At 66.9% G+C, this 19,535-nt stretch carries 14 protein-coding genes; 4 read left to right on the top strand and 10 right to left on the bottom strand.

Annotated features, from left to right (window positions below; translation table 11 throughout):
- Positions 1-23: 23 nt before the first annotated feature.
- The 10 genes from AC07O0_RS01440 to AC07O0_RS01485 all read right to left on the bottom strand — a co-directional run bounded on the left by AC07O0_RS01440 (position 24) and on the right by AC07O0_RS01485 (position 14,791).
- A complete protein-coding gene (locus AC07O0_RS01440) occupies positions 24-3,521 on the bottom strand; it encodes a beta-ketoacyl synthase N-terminal-like domain-containing protein (RefSeq protein WP_494619430.1) in 3,498 nt (1,165 codons plus the stop codon).
- Complete coding sequence (locus AC07O0_RS01445) at positions 3,518-7,150, bottom strand: amino acid adenylation domain-containing protein (protein ID WP_494619431.1); 3,633 nt, start codon at positions 7,148-7,150, stop codon at positions 3,518-3,520. Before AC07O0_RS01445 ends, AC07O0_RS01440 begins: the two co-directional genes overlap by 4 nt.
- Before the next feature lie 61 nt (positions 7,151-7,211).
- Entirely contained in the window at positions 7,212-8,525 is a 1,314-nt protein-coding gene (locus AC07O0_RS01450) for an ACP S-malonyltransferase (protein ID WP_494619432.1), read from the bottom strand.
- A 50-nt stretch (positions 8,526-8,575) separates the two neighbouring features.
- The gene (locus tag AC07O0_RS01455; RefSeq protein ID WP_494619433.1) at positions 8,576-9,154 is read right to left on the bottom strand and encodes a type 2 periplasmic-binding domain-containing protein; all 579 of its coding nucleotides are present in this window, start codon (positions 9,152-9,154) and stop codon (positions 8,576-8,578) included.
- 36 nt (positions 9,155-9,190) lie between these two features.
- Positions 9,191-9,694 (bottom strand): DinB family protein, encoded by a 504-nt coding sequence (locus AC07O0_RS01460; RefSeq protein WP_494619435.1) that lies wholly within the window; start codon positions 9,692-9,694, stop codon positions 9,191-9,193.
- Between the two features lie 37 nt (positions 9,695-9,731).
- A complete protein-coding gene (locus AC07O0_RS01465; protein WP_494619436.1) occupies positions 9,732-10,928 on the bottom strand; it encodes a cytochrome P450 in 1,197 nt (398 codons plus the stop codon).
- 66 nt (positions 10,929-10,994) lie between these two features.
- Entirely contained in the window at positions 10,995-11,630 is a 636-nt protein-coding gene (locus AC07O0_RS01470) for an RraA family protein (protein WP_494619437.1), read from the bottom strand.
- Between the two features lie 783 nt (positions 11,631-12,413).
- The gene (locus AC07O0_RS01475; RefSeq protein ID WP_494619438.1) at positions 12,414-12,719 is read right to left on the bottom strand and encodes a hypothetical protein; all 306 of its coding nucleotides are present in this window, start codon (positions 12,717-12,719) and stop codon (positions 12,414-12,416) included.
- 196 nt (positions 12,720-12,915) lie between these two features.
- Positions 12,916-13,428 (bottom strand): helix-turn-helix domain-containing protein, encoded by a 513-nt coding sequence (locus tag AC07O0_RS01480; RefSeq protein ID WP_494619439.1) that lies wholly within the window; start codon positions 13,426-13,428, stop codon positions 12,916-12,918.
- Between the two features lie 655 nt (positions 13,429-14,083).
- Entirely contained in the window at positions 14,084-14,791 is a 708-nt protein-coding gene (locus tag AC07O0_RS01485) for a GntR family transcriptional regulator (protein WP_494619441.1), read from the bottom strand.
- Between the two features lie 172 nt (positions 14,792-14,963).
- On the opposite strand from AC07O0_RS01485, the gene AC07O0_RS01490 reads away from it, so the two are divergent.
- From AC07O0_RS01490 to AC07O0_RS01505, 4 genes are all read left to right on the top strand, one after another.
- The gene (locus AC07O0_RS01490; protein ID WP_494619442.1) at positions 14,964-15,935 is read left to right on the top strand and encodes a tripartite tricarboxylate transporter substrate-binding protein; all 972 of its coding nucleotides are present in this window, start codon (positions 14,964-14,966) and stop codon (positions 15,933-15,935) included.
- 67 nt (positions 15,936-16,002) lie between these two features.
- On the top strand, positions 16,003-17,079 hold the full coding sequence (locus AC07O0_RS01495; RefSeq protein ID WP_494619443.1) for a tartrate dehydrogenase: 1,077 nt from the start codon (positions 16,003-16,005) through the stop codon (positions 17,077-17,079).
- 99 nt (positions 17,080-17,178) lie between these two features.
- Positions 17,179-18,552 (top strand): MBOAT family O-acyltransferase, encoded by a 1,374-nt coding sequence (locus AC07O0_RS01500; protein ID WP_494619444.1) that lies wholly within the window; start codon positions 17,179-17,181, stop codon positions 18,550-18,552.
- Positions 18,527-19,531 (top strand): SGNH/GDSL hydrolase family protein, encoded by a 1,005-nt coding sequence (locus AC07O0_RS01505; protein ID WP_494619446.1) that lies wholly within the window; start codon positions 18,527-18,529, stop codon positions 19,529-19,531. Before AC07O0_RS01500 ends, AC07O0_RS01505 begins: the two co-directional genes overlap by 26 nt.
- Positions 19,532-19,535 lie beyond the last annotated feature (4 nt).

Raw genomic sequence — 19,535 nt, forward strand, 5'->3', positions numbered from 1 at the left:
GCGCTGCCCCGGCTCGCGATAGCTCATGCAGGCTCTCCGGTCAGGATGGCCTGCGGTCCGATCATCGCGAGCAGATGCTCGAGAGGTCGGTCGGCAATCTCGGGCGCAAGGTTGAGAATCGCGCGGGTCGCGCTCGCCACCGCGGTGACCGTGGCGTGGGACACGCGCTCCGGGCGGTAGCCGAAATCCAGCGTGTAGCGCCCACCAAGGTCGAAGGCGAAGAGCTCGATATCGTGCCGGGCGGTCTTCCAGGGCATCGCGACGTACGGGATCGGCGTCGCCATCACGTCCTGCGCGAAGGAGAACGGCTCGAGATCCATGTTCTGCAGAGCAAAGCCAACGTTCGAGAGCGGGGCCGAGCGCAGGGCGTTCGTCTCCGGATCGAGAGCATGGATCGGGTATTCCTGGACCTCGAGGGCCCCGATGAGGCGCTCGCGCAGAGCGAGTTGCCACGTCCCGAGCTCTACCGACGGGGTCACGGCGACTGGAATCGGGACGACGGTGGCGAACAGGCCGATCACGTCCTCGCTGAAGCGTCGCGGCCGACCGGACGTCGCAGTCGAAACGCAGAACTGGCGCTGCCCGAACGCTCCGGCCAAGGCGAGTGCGTAGGCGCCAAGGACGGTGGAGAATACCCCTGCGCCCGATTCCCGGGCGTAGGCGCGGATCCGCGCGGAGGTATCCAGGGCGAGCTCCAGGGTATGTCGCTCGGCGGAAGCTTGTCCTGGCCGCGATACCGCGGCACGGTCGAGATCAAGCGGCTCGTAACCCGCCCGCGCGAATTCCTGCAGCCAGAACGCTCGGTGGGCCTTGAAGCCGTCCGTTTCGAATTCACGGTCGATCCAGGCCGCCTGATCGAGGGCCGTGAGCGCGGGCCGTTCCAAGGCCCCGGTGCGGTAGGCCGTGGATAGGCGCTGTGTCCAGAACGGCAGGGAGACCCCGTCGATGATGGTGTGATGGAAATCCATCAGCAGCACCGCCCCCCCGCTCTCGACCGCTACGAGCCGGAAGCGGGCGAGAGGCGCGCGTGCGAGATCGAAGGGCCGCACGAACTCGGCGCAGGACTGGATCGCGTCCTGAATGCTACGGGCCGACGCCTCCTCCAGAGATGGCAGTGCCGCCGGATCGCTCACCTGTTCGAGCCGGCCGCGCGCGGACCGGAAGAAGACCGTCAGCCCAGGATCCCGGGCGAAGGTCAGGCGGATGGCGGCCTCTAGTCTGTCGCGGTCGAGAGGGCCTTCCAGAAGCAATGCGTGCGGCACGTTGAACCGCGTATCGGCGCTACGCAGGCCATGCAGATAAAGCTGGCGTTGCGAGGGCGTCGGGGGACACCCCAACCGCTGGGAGAGCGGTGCAGGCGTCGCCTCGGCATTCGCGAGCCTGGTCTCCCCGGTTCGCCGCGCACCAGCCAGGGCCTCTACCATTGCGCCAAACGTTCTCGCGCGATGCAGCGTGGGCGCGGTGATATCGCGCCCCAGGGCGGCCGAGAGGCGTGAGGCGACGATCGCCAACTTCAGGGAGTCACCACCCTGATCAAAGAAGTCTTCGTCCCGCGCGATGTCCGTGACCCCGAGCAGGCCGCGCCAGATCTCCCTCAGGCACGCCTCCACGTCGTCAGGAGCTATGGTGGAGTCCTTCGCCGGACCAGGAGGAACCGCGATCGGCCGCCGAGGCGTGCTGGAGAACCAGCTTTCGCGGGTCAGCATTGGCCGGGGAGGCACATGAGCCGGAGATGTCTCTGCAAGCAGGCCACGCCAGGCCACCGGCGCTCCTGCGACATAGGCCTGAGCGGCCTCGCCCGGGTCATCGGGGATGGGCCCGGAGGCGGAGCCGGACGGGCGGACCGGCTCGCTCCCGCACCAGAAGGGCGCTTCGGCTCCGCTGAAACCTCCGCGAAGGGCTTCGCGCAGGATCGCTCCAGCTTCGGCCTTCGATGCCGCCACGAGGGCCGATCGCCAAGGATAGACATGACGTCGAGCCCATGCGCGCGCCACCTGCGCCAGGGTCGGAGCCCCCGGCTTGTGCAGGAGCCATTCGAGCTCGCGGAGCACGCTGCGCAAGCTGGCCGGCGTGGGGGCCGACAGGAGCAGCGGAATTGGCCGGTCCGCGCCGTGATCCTCCGCCGGCGGCTCGGCGAGCAGGACGATGTGAGCGCCGGTCCCCGACATCCCGAAGGAGCTCACCCCGACCGCGACCTGTCCTTGATCGGGCAACCGCGCGCAGGTTTCGTGCGGGAGCACGAAACGACTTGCGAGAGGATCGAGATGCGGGTTGGGACCGAAGGCTCCCGCAAGAGGCGGACAGCGCCTTTCACGAGCGACGGTCAGGGCGGCGACGAGGCCGGTGAGCCCCGAGGCGCAATCGAGGTGCCCGAATACCGTCTTGCTCGCCCCCAGAACGCAGCGATCGGACGCAGCCCCCGAACCGACAGCGTTGCGCAGGGCCTCGAACTCGATGGGGTCCCCGAGCAGGGTGCCAGTGCCGTGGGTTTCCAGATAGGCGGGGCGCCGCGCCTGGGCACCGGCGCTCCCCCAGGCCTTCCGTAGGATCGCTTCCTGTCCCCTTGCGCTCGGAGCGGTGAGCGTGGCGCTGCGCCCCTCGCTAAGACTCGCCGCACCCAGGATGGTGCCCATGACGTGGTCGCCGTCCGCCTGCGCATCGGCCAGCCGACGCAGGACAACTGCTACGGCGCCCTCGCCTACCCCCGTGCCGCCCTCCCCCGCCGCAAAGGGGCGGGTCACCCCGTCCCGCGCCTCGATCCCGATCGTGTCAGCCGGGCGAAGAGGCGCGAGGTAGAATTTGCCCGACGCGACGATGGCCGTGTCGCATCGTCCGGACCGCAAGGCTTCGACGGCCTCGACAACAGCGACCAGCGACGAGGCGCACGCCGCATCCACCACGCAGCTGGGCCCACGCAGGTTGAACATCCGGCTGATCCGCCCGGCGAGCATCCCGGAGAGATTCCCGGTGAGGGCTGCGGCATCCAGCGAGGGTTCATGGCGCCTGATGAGATCCCGGTAGGTAATCTCGACGCCGCCTGAACTCGAGCCGATGAACACGCCCACCGCCTGCCCTCCCAGGCTCGGCAGCGGATGGCCGGCATCCTCGCAGGCAAGCCAGACGGCCTGGAGGACCTGTCGGTGCGTGGGATCCATCAGCGCGACTTCGCGGGCGCTGATCTCGATCGCATCGTTGTCGAAGCCGAGGATGTCGTCCACGAAGGCGCCGGCCGTGAAGGCAGGCGATGATATGTCCAGCCAGGGCAGGATGTGACGACGGCGCAGCTCCGGGAAGGGCCTCGCCCTCGTCCATCCGTCCATCAGCGCGCTGCAAAACTCCCCGTAAGTCTCAGCGCCGGCCCAGCGGCCCGACAGGCCCACCACTGCGATCGGGGCGCTCCTCTGGAGCGCTGCCTCGATGGCATCGAGAAGATCTGCCGCAGCTTCCCGGCTCATGATCCCGCCGGCGAGGGCCGAGACGACGGCTTGAGTGAGCTCGGGCTCCTTCGAAGGATCGATCATGAGGCCCTCGTCAGGCCAAGGGCCGCGCGGGCATCGCTGACGCTGCTCACGGTGCGTCCGCGAGCGGGGGATGAGGATTCATGCGGATGCTGATGCTGGCGGCTCGCGTGCTGCTGCAGGTGCTTCGCCTGTTCCCCCAGGGTGCCGAACATGAACAGGTCGGCAACGGAGAAGGCCCCGGGCGCGAGAGATTCGAGGCGTTCCCAGAGCGAGATGACGGATAGAGATGTGCCCCCGCACTCGAAAAAGGTTGCCTCAGGCCGAGGAGGAGCTGCGCCCAGCACCTCCGCCCAAACCTGCGCGATCAGGTCTTCGAGGCGCCCGGCGCCCGGCTCGAGCGCTTCGCGGAGCTGGGGGGCACGAATGGCCGCGGGCGCGGGCAATGCCTGCGCATCCACCTTGCCGTTCGGCTTGAGGGGGATCCGCTCCACCTGGATCACGTGCCGGGGGCGCATCACCGCCGGGAGGACCGCTGTCAGCTGCGCCTGCAGCCCAGGCACCGAGAACCCGCCTTCGCCGACCACGTAGCAGTCGATGGCAGCCTCGCCATCCACTCGAGCGACGCAGACATGGGCGTCGACCACGCCCTCAGCGCGACGAATGACCGCCTGGACCTCGCCGAGTTCGACCCGCGTGCCGCGGATCTTCACTTGATCGTCGGCCCGCCCGTGAACCGAAATCTCGCCGCCCGCATCCATGGAAGCGACGTCACCGGTCCGGTAGAGGCGCTCCCTGACGCCATCGGGCCAAGCGTGCTCCACAAAGGCCCCGCCCTCGTCGCCAGGAAAGTAGCCGGCACCGACGCCAGCACCGCCGACCCAGAGGGTCCCGATCGCGCCCGGCGGAAGCAGGTTGAGGCCCTCGTCGAGGACGTAGGCCGTGGAAGACGCGAGGGAGCGTCCGACCGGGATCGGGCCCTGCTGCCGGTCACGCACGACGTGGAGGGTGCTGAAGGTCGTGTTCTCGGTGGGCCCGTAGCCATTGACGAGAACCAGCCCGGGATTGGCACGGCGGACCGCGTCGGCCACCTCGGGCCGGACCACGTCGCCGCCGGCCACGAGGTAGCTGAGGCCCGCGAACATGCCGGGGCGGGCCGCCGCATGCTGGGCCAGAAGCGGCGCGGTCATCCACATGATGGTCGGCTGCTGGCTCCGAATTGCGCGCTCGAGCGCTCCGGGGTCGAGCAGCGTCGCGGCGTCTACCAGAACCACCGAGCCGCCGTTCAGAAGCGCTCCCCAGACCTCGTAGGTGGTCGCATCGAAGGACGGGGAGCCGGTGAGCAGGAAGCGCGTCCCGGGGCCCAGTGGCACGACGTTCTCGGGAACGACGGTCCGGATCACGTTGCGGTGCGTGATGAGAACGCCCTTGGGCGTCCCCGTCGAACCGGAGGTGTACATGACATAGGCGAGATCGCTCGGCTTGCCCGGGTGCCGAGCACCGGCGACGCCGTCTGACTCCAGCGCATCGACCTCCACGATCGGCAGGCCCAGATCGAGGGCCGCCGCGCAGGCCCGGATGGCGAGCGCAGGCCGCCAGGGTTCGATCATGGCTTGGAGCCGGACCTGCGGATAGGCAGGGTCAAGCGGAAGATAGGCCGCACCGGCCATCAGGATCCCAAGGAGTGCGACGACGTAGCCGGGGCTGCGGTCGGCCAGGACTGGCACGACGTCCCCAGCGCTGACGCCTCTCCCCCGCAGAGCTGCAGCGAGGCGCTGTGCTCGCGACTCCAGCTCGGAATAGGTGATCACCTGCCCACCGCTGAGGAGCGCGACTGCATCCGCCTGGCGCCGGGCGATCTCCTGGAAGCGTTCGACGACGGTCAGGTCGGGTAGTGGTTCCTCGCAAGCAAGATGGGCCCTTGCTCGCGCCAGCGCGGCGCTCTGGTCCGCTGCAGGGAGATACTTCACCGGCTTCTCGGATGCGTCGATCCCGGCCCTGAGAAGCTGCTCGATCGCCTCGACGAATCCACCGATCAGCACCGGGTCGTAGAACTCGTCGGCAAATTCCACGTGCAGCTCGATCCCGGAGGGGCCCGGGATGACATGGACCGCGATCTCGAATCGGGCGGAGCTCAGGAATGCCGGAACCAGCTGGACCGAGCGGTCCGCCGTCGCCGGAAACTCCTGACTGACGAAGGCCAGCGCGAACGGGCTCAGGCCGGGGGGCGTAGTGGGATCGGGGGCGCTGAGCCAGCCTGGCAGGGGAATTGATTGGACCCGGGCCCGCTCCCGATCCTGCCGATAGACCGCGGCGACAAGCGCCCGAAAGCTGGCCTCGCCGACGCTGTGCCGGGCCGGCAGCGTGGCCACGAACATCCCGACCGTTTTCATCGCTTCGGAGGAGGCGCGAACCGAGGTGGGGACGCCGACCACGATCTCGTCATTCGCCGTGAACCGCGCCGCAGCCGCGACCAGCGCGGCAAGAAGGACCGCATGGCGGGACGCGGCGCATTCAGCGGCGAAGCCGTGGACCGCTTCGGTGAGCTCTGGCCCCAAACGGTGGCACAGCGTGGTGCCCGAACCGCGCTTCCAGGCTGCGTCCTCGCGCCGGAGCGGAAGCCTCGTGACGGTCCGGCCCTCGGGCATCACGGTACGCCAGAACTGGTCCGCTACACGGCGCAGGTGCGGCGTCGCCGCTTCGGCCTCCCGCATTTTTAGCCGGGCGTAAGGGGGAGCCTCGGGCAGTGCCCGGCCCTCGAGGAGGGCCTCCAGCTCGTCGGCGATCAGGAGGGCGGAGCGCCCATCCACCACGATGTGATGAACATCGAGCAGGAGATGGCGTTCACCGTCGTCAGCGATGAAGAGCGTCGCGCGAACGGGCGGTCCCGTCCTCAAATCATGAGCCCGGGCCTCCCGCTGGAGGGCCTGCTCGAGCTCGCCCGCTCGGATACGGCGCGCCGCGCAGGGGATGCGATCATCTGCGCCCACGGTCTCCACAAGCCGCTGGCCGATCAGCGCGAAGCGTGCGCGCAGGGCCGGATGGCGCCGAGCCAGGTACTGCAGGCAGGCTTCGACGGTCTGCACGGAGGGCCGGCGCCGCAACAGGAACAGAAGCGGAGTGCTGTAGGCCAGCGGTGACGGATGAAGGGCGCATGCGGCGAAGATTCGCGCCTGCGCCTCGCTGGCAGGGCATTCCGCGCCGTCGTGGCCTGCAAGCGGTGGCGGCTCCAACAGCTTCGGGCCGTGGAGGATGGCGTTGAGCCGCCAGGAAAGAAGAAGGGGTGAGCTGAAGCGCATCACGTCAGCGGTGGAGATGCTCGCCCCGACCGCGGCCTCGACCCGCGCCCGCACCTCCATGAGGTCGAGGGAGGAAAGGCCCAGCGCGGCGAAATCCTCCGTCTCTGCCGCCCCGACACTGCTCTGAAGACTACCGAGGACGGCAGCTTGAGAACGCCGGCCCGTGGGGCCCGGATCACTGACGAGCCATCCTTCCGGCCAAGCAGCGACCGCCTGCGTCACGGCCTCGTCGTCGATGACCGTCTCCGCCGAGGTGTAGTAGGCAATGGGGCCGCCGGGCTCTCCGCAGGTCGACCGGACCATCTCGTCGAAAGTGACGACATCGAGCGGGCTGCCGGTCAGGACGTATCCCGGAACAGTCGAATTGCCTTCAGCCGCCAGCGGGACCCACACCTCGACCTGCGCCGCACTATGCGTCCCGCAATCACCCGATGGCGGCGGGAATGCGCCCTCCCTAGCCTTCATGACAGACCTCATTCTGCCCTTTGCCGGCGGCGCCCGACGCTTCGGAAGGGAATCCCGCAGGCTTGATCGCTGCGGCGGTCGTGTCAGGCAGACGTCTTGCAACGCAGGCCATTTCCTGTCGCGGGCGGCCGGGATGCAGCCTTGCGGCAAGCTCGGAACTTGCGGCCTCGGGCAGGCCGGCGCGGCGCAGCAGGCTGTTGCACAGCTCGACGGCTTCGAGGCACTCGTCCTCCGTCAGCGGCTGGCGCCCCTCGAGGCAACGCCGCTGGAGTCGCGTGAGGGCCGCAAAGCCGGCGTGCATCTCAGGTTCGACGTCATCGACGCGGTTGGAGACAACCAGCCAGAGAGCCCGCCCCACGAGCGCGGCACTCCGCGTCCATGGAGGAACCGAGGCCACGAACTCGACCGCAGCATCCAGGCTGCTGGGAGCGCAGAACGAGAAGGTCTCGATCTCCGCATGCACCGCCCGGCAATAGGCTGCCACGCCGGGCCTCGGACCGATTTCGAGGACGTGGGTGACGCCGCAGGCGCGAAGGCGGCGCACAGTCGCCTCCCACTGCACGGGGCGCACGAGCTGAAGACTGAGGAGCCGCGTCCAGTGGTCATGCTCCGCCGGATAGGGGCTCCCGTCGAGGTTCGCGATCACCGGGCGTTCAAGGGGGCGCCACTCAACCGTTTCCAGGAAGGCGGCGAAGTGATTTGCCGCGCGAGCGAAACGGCCCGTGTGGAAGCAGCCCGCTACAGGCAGGCGCAGAGCTGTTGCCCCCAGGGCGGCGACCTCGGACGCGGCTGACATGAGGGCTTCCCTGGGCCCTGCCAGGGTCAGGGAACTGGGAGCGTTCCGGCAGGCGATCTCGACCGCATCCAGAGCTCCGTCCGAGTCCCGTCGGAGCCGCTCGAAGCGGGAAGCGGTGATCCCTTCGACGGCGAGCATCCCCCCGTCCGCGTCACATTCCGCCTGCATGAGGCTCCCGCGCCTCTCCGTGCAGGCAATGACCTGCTCCAATGATAGCGCCCCGGCGGCGCCCAGGGCCGCCCACTCGCCGAGGCTGTGACCGGCGAAGAAGGCGGCGTCCAAAGGCGTCGCCGCGCGAAGGAGCGAGAGCAATGCGAGTTCGGCCGCGACGATCGCCGACTGGACTCGCCCGGTCGGCGGGTTGGGGTCGGCCAGGTCATGGAGAAGATCGCGCCCGGCGACCGCGCTCGCGGCCGCGACGACCTGCCCGGCGGGCGCGGCGGCAGAGAGCGTTCTGGACAAGCGGGCACTGTGCGCCCCTTGTCCCGGAAAGATCACGGCGAGCATGGTAGCCGTCGTCCGGCTTGAGGAATCGGAGCGCCGTCCGAGCGGCGGCGTTACTGGCCGTGGAGGGTGAACACCATCGGCACGGGCCCGAAGTCGATCACGGGCTTGAGCTGATGGAGGCGAGCAGCCTCGGAGGTGGTGATGCAGCCGTCATAGAGGCCAGCTGCGCAATCTGCCGCCGCCTGCGAGTTGCTCGTCGTCAAGACCTTGGCGGCGCCCTGGGGCACGAGGCTCTGCGGCGCCGGATGGGTGACCACCGTGGCCGGCGAAGAGCCGTCGCGAGAGGCCAGAATCATTGAGTGCGTCGGCCAGATGAAACTGTCGATGAAGCGCAGGCGATGGAGGTTGCGGAAGACCACCTCGTGCAGCGCCGGATAGACCGCGCAGGTCAAGAGGGCGACGTCAGCCTGTTGCGGCATGTCCGCGATCGCTTCCTCCACCGTGCGATGAAGGATGACCTCGCCCTGCCGGCCGCGGCGGTGGAACCACTCGCGGGCGGCCGCCGCCAGGTTCGTACCCTCCGGACCGAGGGTATGGATCACGGCGATCCGGTCCAGTGTTTCCAGAACCGGAGCCAGTTCCTTGGGAACGGCCGCGGGCACCGGCTCAAGAACAAGTTGCTGTGTCATGGAGCGCCTCCTGGTCAATGGACGCCGCGCGCGGGGTCACGGCAGAACGACGAGCGGAAGGTCGGTGTCGGCGACCTTCGCATGAAGCCGGGTGAGCAGGGCGTGAGCCTGCCCCCGATGATGCGTCTGGTGGTTGAAAAGATGGGTCACAAGAAGCGAGCGCGGGCTGCGCGTCGGTCTTGCGGTCGCCGGGTTGAGCCAGGTGGCGTCACCGGCGAGCCAATCGGACTCGACCCGATCGGCCCAGGCCACGATACCCTCGTCCGCCTCGGAACGGGCAGCGGCGAGGTCTTCGAACCTCTCGTGGAAGGTCGCGCTCTCGGCGAGCCCCCCCGCCGGCCTCTCCCAGCCGGCGAGGCGCGACATCCAGTGGAGATCGCCCCAGAGAAGATGGCTCAAGGTTCCGTGGATAGAGCTCCAGTGAGCACCGAGATCAGACCGCCGCTGACTGTCAGTCAGAGTGGCCGCAGCGGCATAGATCCTGGAATTCATCTCGTGATTGTATCGCGCCATGATCCTTGCGTAGTCGGGCAGTATCATCGGCCTGTTCCCGCTCATGCGTTTCGCGTGCGTTGGCTTAGGTCCGCGGACGGATCGCCAGCTGCTTGGTGCTCCGGAACGCGAGCATGTCGGTGAACTCGAGCGAGCTGGGCCCGAGCTGCCAATCCCTGAGCTTTTCGATCAGGATTGGAAATGCGATCTCGCTTTCGAGGTAGACCAGGTGGGTTCCGAGGCAGTTGTGGATGCCTTGGCCCATGGTGATCACCTTCCGGGCGTCGGGCCGTTCGAGATTGAGGCGTTGCGCTTCCGAGAAGACCACCTCGTCACGATTGGCCGATGCGATGAAAAGGTAGATCCGAGAGCCCGCGGGAATGATCTGTCCGCCATAGCTCACGTCCTTGGTCGGAACGCGGATCAGCGTGAAGCTGGCGCTATCCCACCGGAGAAGCTCCCGCACCGAATTCCTGACGAATTCCCGGTCCTGACGACGGTCGAGGAGCTTCGCCCGCTCCTCGGGGTGCATGAACAGCGCACGCAGAGCGTTGGTCAGATACATGCTTGTGGTCTCGTGTCCCGCGAACAGCAGCAGCATGCAGGTTGCGACCACCTCCTGGTCGCTGAGGCGACCCTCATCGTCCTGGGCGGCAATCAGGTCGTCGATGACGAGATCGCCGCGCGCGCTGCGCCGGTTCTCGACGAGCTGAGAGAAGTATGCGCGCATCTCCTTGAGAGCCTCGACCGCTCCGACATAGCGGCTCAGCCCCGAGTCGCCCGTTGAAATGAACACGAAGCGGGCCAGGCGGTCGGACCAGCTCGTCAGCCTGGGCAGGTCCTCATTGGGAACCCCGAGCATCGCCCCGATGGTGCATGCCGGCAGGATATAGGCGAAGTCCCTGACGAAGTCGGCCCGGTCGCCTTTTGCGATCATCGAGTCGAGCAAGGTCTCGATCTGCTCGCGGATGAGAGGCTCCATCCGGGCGAGGGCGTTTGGGAGGAAGGCCCGATTGATGATGCTCCGCAGCCGGGTGTGTTCCGGCGGGTCGACGAAGGTGAGCCAGATACCCAGGCACTGCCAAAGGTAGTGCAACTCATGATCCGCACGGGAGGCATTGCGGATATAGGGTCGCATGACGTCGTTGGACAGCGTGTCATCGTCCAGGAGAGCGGCCCGGACGTCGGCATAGCGCGACAGGCACCAGGCCTTGTGCGGCTCGTCCCAGCGCACCGGCTCCTCCCTTCGCCAGCGCTCGAAGGTCGGATAGGGATCGGCCATGAACTGAGGATCGGAAAGGTCCACGTTCCACCTGTGTCAGCTAGAGAGTCGGGACGGGGGCCTCGCCTACAGGCGCCTGAGATCGGCGACGACATCGAAAAGGCGTTCGCCTCGGTCCACGCGCGTCTGGATGACGGTTTCGGTGTCTTCGAACGCGAGCGCGCGGGTGAGGACGGCCTCAAAATGGGCAGCGGGGATGGCCACGATCCCGGTCGCATCGGCAAATATCCAGTCGCCGGTATTGATTTGCACCGACCCGATCCGGCAGGAGGTACCCGTCTCCTTGACCAGGTAATTGCCCTGCGTGTCCGCCGGCGTGAAGTTCGAGGCCCAGATCGGGATGGAGAGGCCGGAGACGACGTGAGCGTCGCGAACCGCGCCGCCCAGCACTACGCCCTCGAACCCGGCCTTCTCGAAATGCGTGCAGCTGAAGCCGCCCGCGAGGGCGTAATCCGTGAGAATTCCATCATCGACGCCGGCAACGTAAACCTTTCCTGCACCGGTATTGAGCTCCGGGACCAGGAATGAAGCCACGCAATCCCACGTAGAGCGCTGCAATGCCATGATGTCGGCCGGCTTGCGAACGGGCGCCCAACGTACCGTGTAGGCAGTGCCAAGAAAGGTGAGGCGTTCTGCCGTTCGGCATTGCAGGGCGGGAGGCAGAACTCCCCAGACACCCAGCGTGTCGAGAACGTCGGCCAACGTGCCGGTATGAAGTCGAGAGGCGAGGTCACGAAGATCCCTCGATCCCAAGCCGCTTACTTCTGAAGCACTTAGCACATCACCCCCCTGCCAAGCATCAAAACGCGCGGTCCGGCGGCGCCATCAGGGCTGACTCATGCTGGCCGCATGCTGCACAACAAGCCAATGGCGCTTCGATCAATGATCGCTAGTTCATTCTATTGAACAGATAACCATGATGCAAGTGGCACCTGACGTCGGTCGATCGGCATCTGCTGTCGAGGAAGTTGCCCCCCGCCCCCCGTCGGATTGACGAAGCGGCCAAGGTCGTGGTGGCGCCGCCAGATAGGGCCTGTCGGGACGAGGTCGGTGAGGAAATCGGCTCGGCAACGAGCCCGGCGCCGTCACCATCCTTGCGGAAAGGATTGGCCAATTCGTCCGGACTTACGTTCGCAAGAGCGTGTCCGTATCGGTCCAGGTCGCAGAACGCTTCCGCGAAAAGGCTGGAACGACCGACCATTCCGCGGATGCGATTGTGGAGCGGCTCGCGCAACTGCCAGGGCAGCAGCGAAGGAGGCGCATGCGCGTCAGCGCAATCGCCTCGTCGCCTGAGCCGTCGGCGGCTTCGCCTTGCCTACAGCCGCACAGTTGAGGCGCTGTCCTTCGCCGGCTTCATCGACGTCGTGCCCGGCGAACTTTCCCGCTTCATCAGGGCGACTCTTGCGGCTTTGCTCGGCGAGCGACGCCGGGCGCGCGGAACACGCACCGCGGCTCGGCCGTAAGATGGATAGCCCGCCCTCGGCGTCAGTGAGCCTGCGCCGGCGCCTGCTCCAGAAACGCCCTCGCCTGCGCCACGACGCTCGGCGCCAGCTGTTCCGCGCCGACCCCGGCTAACTCATGCGCCACCAACGGCCACCACGACAGATCGTCATGCCGATCCTCGAACAGCGCGCGCACCAGAAACTGCCCGATGACCAAGGTCGACGTTTCCGGATCAGCTTTTTCCCGCAGGAATTCCGCTACGTCCAGATAGCTTGCCGCAGGCTGACGCTCCACGAACCTGAGAACGTCCCGGAACAGCGCCGATACTGCAGCCTGGCTATCCAGCATTGTATGAATCCCCTTTGCTTGAAATCATTCTTGACTACATATCAACAGTTTCAATGCGCCTTGTCTGCACTTAAAGATTGAACGAACGACAAAAGCGCGATCACGGCTTTTCGCCGCAATCGCGCTTGCCACGATGGTGATCAAGGGATTTGCCGATCGCCGTTACTGCGATCGGCGGAACACTCAAGCGATCCGTCTACTTCTCACTCTTGGCCGGCCCCCGGGCCATCCGCGCTTTGCGCTTCGGTGTCGCCTCGACACGGCCGGCGCTGCCATAGAGCAGCGCCGATGATTTCTTTGCCGCCTTGGTCGCTTCGATGTGGTGAGCGATCTCGTCGTAGTTCAGGCCGAAGCCCTCGAGGTCGTCGCGAACCTGCTTCGGGTCGCTGTTGCGGCTCAGCAGATCCCAGACGGAAATATTCAGGTATCTGGCGATCCGCTCGACCGTCACGAGGGTCGGATTACCTTTGGCTGTGCGCAGTTGATAAAGTGTCCCGCGCGAGAGGCCTGTCGCCTCCGCGAAGTGTTTGATGTCGCGAAACTCGGACTCGAGTTGCCGAAGGCGCAGGGCGAGCAGAACCGACAGCCAGCCCTCTTCGTCCTCTTCCTTCTCCGGAATGATCGGCATGCCGCTATCTTCCAATCTTTTCAAGTGACCCGACTGAATCGAGTTGAATGCAGTATCCGGTAAATCAAGGCTCAGGGTCAATTTATTATCCCAACCTGAGCGCCGCACGGTATTCGCGGTTGCATCAATACGAGAAATGCTCGCGCTTGTTGGTCCGCATGATGGATTATGGGCTTTGCTTGAAATTTTCGAACGTCGATAGCTTCTTGAGCACTATATTGTTGGTACAGCAGTCGGAGATCCCGCGCGCCAGACACCAGATTGTGACCGACGAAGGAGACGAGGACCCTCCTCCCGCTGCTCAGAGGCACCATTCATCAACGGCTGGATCGCATTCCCGATGCGATCACAGGTACCGGCACACACTCTTCGGTAGCCAGTATAATACAATATCCCGGGGCGGTCGCCCACTCGCAAATGCGCCCGCCGGCTAGAGCGCTCCGGCCGATGCGTCGAGCTTCTCCGAGCCATGCGATGAAGAGATTGCAGGTGTCGACCAGGCTGACGTCGGCGACCGTCTCAACCGCGCTCCATCCAGCCATAGGCGATAGCGCGCCGACGGCGGCTGAGGCTTTCCGGCGTAGTGCCGAGCCAGGCCGCGATGTGGTGCTGTTTCAAGCGCTCGTGCAGCTCCGGCCCGCTGCAAACTGACGTCGCGATGGCGCTCGTGCGTCGTCGAGTGAGCGGAGCCGCCTCGCCTTCCAACGATGATGAACACCGTCCGTCCGCTGGCCACTCAAAGCTGCCGAAGGCCGATATGCTCGATCAAGGGAACGATCTCGTCGCGGGCCGCGACACGATGCGCGCGGGCGCGGCGATGCGCCTCCCCGGCGTCGCCAGCCAACACGGCCGCGATGATCAGGCGGTGCGCCTGCGCCGAGTTCACCGGCCGTGCCCGCAGCTTCAGCGTCAGCATGCGGGCACGATGGGCCTGGTCCGTCACCGTCTGGGCGATGCGGCGCAGGCGGCCATTGCCGCAACGCTCGACCAGCAGGCGATGGAAGAGCTCGTCGGCCTCGGCCCAGCCCGAAAGGTCGTCGCGCGCCAGCGCCTCGTCCATCGCTGCGCTCGCCGCCTCCAGCTCATCGGCCGCAGTCGCGCGCACCGCCTCGGGCAAGGCCGCCAGCAGCTCGACCGCCATCGATTCGACCGCGATGACGACCTCGTAGATCTCGCGAATGTCCTGCGGCGCCAGCGGACAGATCAGCACGCCGCGCTTTGAAAGGACGCGGACCAGCCCATCCTCCTGTAGCCGGATGATCGCTTCGTGCACCGGCGTGCGGCTCATGCCGAGCCTAACCGCGATCTCCTGCTCCGAGCCCTGATAACCCGGCGGGAAATCATTGTCGCGGATCGCCTGCTTCAGCGCGGCATAGGCCTCGTCGACCAGGGAGCCACGTTTGGCTCCGACCTCGAAAACTTCGGCACGCGCGAGCTCGACCATGGTCCCTCCGGGCCCGATTGAGCACAAAAGATTGTTTCCATGCAAGCAAGAATGGAAGCTTGACAGCGCGCCACCCGGCGGATGACGATCAGCCATGCAAACTTCCATGGAAGACAAATGGAAGAGCAGATCGACGCGCCAAGCAATGGCGCGCACTCCAGGGAGGGAATCGATGAAACGAATGCTGATCGCGCTGGCGCTCGGGCTGGCGGCGACATCTTCAGTGGCTGCGCAAACCTACCCGACCCGCTCGATCACGCTGGTCGTCCCCTTCGCCGCCGGCGGCACCACCGATATCGTCGCAAGGCTGATGGCCGACCATATGGGCCGCACGCTCGGCCAGTCGGTCGTGGTCGAGAACGTCGCCGGCGCTGGCGGCACCACGGGCGCGGCCCGCGTCGCCAAGGCGACGCCCGACGGCTACACGCTGCTGATGGGCAATCTCGGCACGCAGGCAGCGAGCGTCGGGCTCTATCCCAAGCTCTCCTATGACCCACGCACCGACTTCGAGCCGGTGATGAACTCGGCCTCGACGCCGATGCTGGTGGTCGCCAAGAAGGACCTGCCGGTCAAGGATTTCCGCGAGTTCGTCGCCTATCTCAAGGCCAATGCCGAGAAGCTGAACTACGGCTCGGGCGGTGTTGGCTCGACCTCGCATCTGACCTGCCTCTTCCTCGACTCGCTGCTCGGCGTGAAGCCGCAGCATGTCCCCTTCCGCGGCTCCGGGCCGGCACTGAATGCGCTGCTCGGCGGCCAGGTCGACTATGTCTGCGACCAGACCGTCGCCATCGTCCCGAGCGTGCAGGCCAAGGAGGGCAAGGGCCTCGTCGTCGCGGTCAAGAGCCGGCTTTCGGTCATTCCCGATGTCCCGACCTCGGCCGAGCAGGGCTTGCCGCAGTTCCTGGCCACCGGCTGGAATGCGATGTTCGCGCCCAAGGGCACGCCGAAGGAGATCGTCGACAAGCTGAACGCCGCCGCCCGCGCCGCGCTCAAGGACGAGCCGACGCGCAAGCGCTTCCTCGACCTCGGCGCCGAACTGCCCGACGAAGCCGGCCAGACGCCGGCGGCGCTCGGCGAACTCGTCCGCAGCGAGATCGAGAAATGGGTACCGGTCATCCGCAATGCCGGCGTGACGGCGCAGTAGTCAACCAAAGCGGCGCCCCCGGGCGCCGCATCTTCACAACAGCAGCACGACAGCATCGGACAAGAGCATGCGCACGCACAGGATCGCCGCCATCGGCGGGGACGGAATCGGCCCCGAGGTCATCGCCGCCGGGCTCCAGGCCCTGGATGTCTGCGCCGAGCGCGATGGCGGTTTCCGCCTCGACATCGAAGCCTTCGATTGGGGCTCCGACTATTACCGCAGGCACGGCGTGATGATGCCGGCTGACGGGGCCGACCAGCTGCGCACCTTTGATGCGATCTATTTCGGCGCGGTCGGCGCGCCCGACATCCCCGACCACCTGACGCTCTGGGGCCTGCGCCTCGCCATCTGTCAGCCGCTCGACCAATACGCCAATGTCCGGCCGACGCGCATCCTGCCCGGCATCACCAGCCCGCTGCGTCATGTCTCCGGGCCCGAGCTCGACTGGGTCATCGTGCGCGAGAACTCCGAGGGCGAGTACTCCGGCGTCGGCGGCCGCGTGCACAAGGGCTTGCCGGAGGAGGTCGCGACCGATGTCGCCATGTTCACCCGCGCCGGCGTCACCCGGATCATCCGCTACGCCTTCGTGGTCGCCAGCGCGCGGCCGCGCAAGCTGCTGACGGTCGTCACCAAGTCGAACGCCCAGCGCCATGGCATGGTGATGTGGGACGAGATCGCCGCCGAGGTCGCGCAGGAATTCCCGGATGTGACCTGGGACAAGATGCTGGTCGACGCCATGACCATGCGCATGACGCTGAAGCCGGAGACGCTCGACACCATCGTCGCGACCAATCTCCACGCCGACATCCTGTCCGACCTCGCCGCAGCGCTGGCCGGCTCGCTCGGCATCGCGCCGACGGCGAATCTCAACCCGGAGCGCAAGAGCCCGTCCATGTTCGAGCCGATCCACGGCTCGGCCTTCGACATCACCGGCAAGGGCATCGCCAACCCGGTCGCGACCTTCTGGACCGGGGCGATGATGCTGGAGCATCTCGGCGAGAAGGCCGCGGCAGCCCGTCTGATGCGCGCCGTCGAGCGCGTCACGGCCAACCCTGCTTTGCATACGCCCGATCTCGGCGGCAGCGCGACGACCGCGCAGGTGACGCAGGCCGTCTGCGAGGCGCTGCGCGGCGACAACATCTGAGGATGGGGGCGCCGGCGAAAGCAATGTGCGGCGTCCTGACCATGACAGGGCGGCGATAATCGTCTAAGGCGGCGCTCTCCTGCCGCCCTCGCCCGCCCGATGCTGTTCAACTCCTTCGCCTTCCTGCTCGGCTTCCTGCCGCTGGCGCTCGCCCTGCACTGGCTGGTCGAGCGCTTCGCGCCGGCCTGGCGGCTGCCGCTGCTGGCGCTGCTCTCCTTCGCCTTCTATGGCTGGTGGGACTGGCGCTTCGTGCCGCTGCTCGCCTTCTCGATCCTGCTCAACTGGCTGATCGCGGAAGCCTTCCTCAAGACCAAGCGCAGCGCGCTGATCACGCTCGCCATCGCGATCAACCTCGCGATCCTGGCGCTGTTCAAATACTTCAACTTCTTCGCCGATCTCGCTGCGATGATTCCGGGATTGCCGACGACGAAGCTCGATCTGGCGCTGCCGCTCGGCATCTCCTTCTTCACCTTCCACCATGTGATGTACCTGACCGATCTGCGCCGTGGCGAAGCCCCGCGCTACGATCTCGTCCGCTACGCGCTCTATATCGCCTTCTTCCCGCAGGTGCTGGCCGGCCCGCTGGTGCGCTGGCGCGAGATCATGCACCAGCTCGACGAGCGGCCGTACCTGCGCCCCGACGCGGCCGAGCGCATCGCCCGCGGCATCATGCTGCTGACGCTCGGCCTGGCGAAGAAGGTGCTGATCGGCGATCCCCTGGCCGAATACGCCAATCCGGTCTTCGCCGCGGCCGCCGCCGGCGAGGTCGTGAGCATGGCGCAGGCCTGGCAGGGCACCCTCGCCTTCACCTTCCAGATCTATTTCGATTTCTCCGGCTACACCGACATGGCGCTCGGCCTGGCCCTGCTCTTCGGCATCGTGCTGCCGCAGAATTTCGATGTGCCCTATCGCGCCGTCAGCCTGCAGGATTTCTGGCGGCGCTGGCACATGACCTTGTCGCGCTTCCTGCGCGATTATCTCTACATCCCGCTCGGCGGCTCGCGGCATGGCCTGCCGCTGCAGCTCTGGGCACTGTTCGCCACCATGGCGCTCGGCGGCCTCTGGCACGGCGCCGGCCTCAACTTCGTCGCCTGGGGCGTCGCCCATGGCGTCGCGCTCGCCATCGGCGTGCTCTGGCGCCGCGCCGGCCTGCCGATGCCGCAGCTGCTCGGCTGGGCGCTGACCTTCCTCTTCGTCGCCTTCTGCTGGGTGCTGTTCCGCGCCTCCTCCTTTGACGCGGCGCTGGTCATCTACAAGGGCATGCTCGGCCTTTCGCCCGTCGGCACCGGCTTCAAATGGCGCGCCTTCCTGCCGGCCATTGCCGTCGCGATGATCGGCCCGACCGCCTGGGCCGCGGTGCATAAGGCCCCGCCGGCGCGCTGGCTCGCCGTCCTCACCGCCATCCTCTTCGTGCTGGTCCTGTTCAAGATCGGCGACGACGCCAATTATGAGTTCATCTACTTCCAGTTCTGACGTGCGCTGGGGCGGTTTCGGTCGCACCTTCCTGCTCGCGGCGACCTTCATTGTCGCAGCGCTGCTGGCGCTCGCCTTCCTGGTCGATCCCTATGACAGCGGGCGCTCGCCGCTGAAGCTGAAGACCGGCGTCAGCCCGCAGGGGCCGCGCACCGCCGCCGCCAGCCGCGGCCGCGATCCGCAGTTCTCCGGCGCGATCTTCGGCAACTCGCACATCCAGCTGGTCTCGCCCGAACTCCTCACACAGAAGACCGGCATCCCCTTCGTCTCGCTGATCGCCCCCGCCACCGGCCCGCGCGAGAGCCTCGTCCTGCTCGACTGGTTCCTGCGCCAGCGCAAGGAACCAGCGAAGGCGCTGGTGATCGGCATCGACGTGCGCTGGTGCACGCCCGACCCGGCGCTGGCGGTCGAGAAGCCCTTCCCGTTCTGGCTGTTCGAGGCCTCGACCACGCGTTACCTCGCCGGGCTGGTGCGCTTCGACGTGATCGAGGAGACGCTGCGCCGCCTGCGCTATCTTTCGGCGAAGGCGCCCGAGCGCGCCCGGCCGGACGGCTACTGGGATTACGAGGCCGGCTACGAGGTCCAGGGTTTCCATAGCGATCCCGTCCGCCGCGCCAAGCTGCTCGAGCCGCTCGACACCAGCGGCGGCAATCTCGCCGGCCCCTTCCCTGCCGCCACCGCGCTGCGCCAGCTGCTCGACAGGATGGCGCCGGATGTGCCGGTCGTGCTGGTGCGGCCACCGAATTTCATCTCTGCTCTGCCGGTGCCCGGCAGCACCGGGGCCCAGGCCGACGCCGCCTGCCGCGACGCCTATGCCAAGCTCGCTGCGGACCGCCCGAAAACCGCGCTGATCGACTGGCGGATCGACCGTCCGGAGAATCGCGAGCCGGACAACTACTTCGACCATACCCACTACCGGCAGAGGGTCGCCGGACCGCTCGGAGCCGACATCGCCGCTGCGGTCATCGGATTGCGCTGATTTT

This window comes from Allobosea sp. GW821-FHT10B12, from assembly GCF_059415545.1.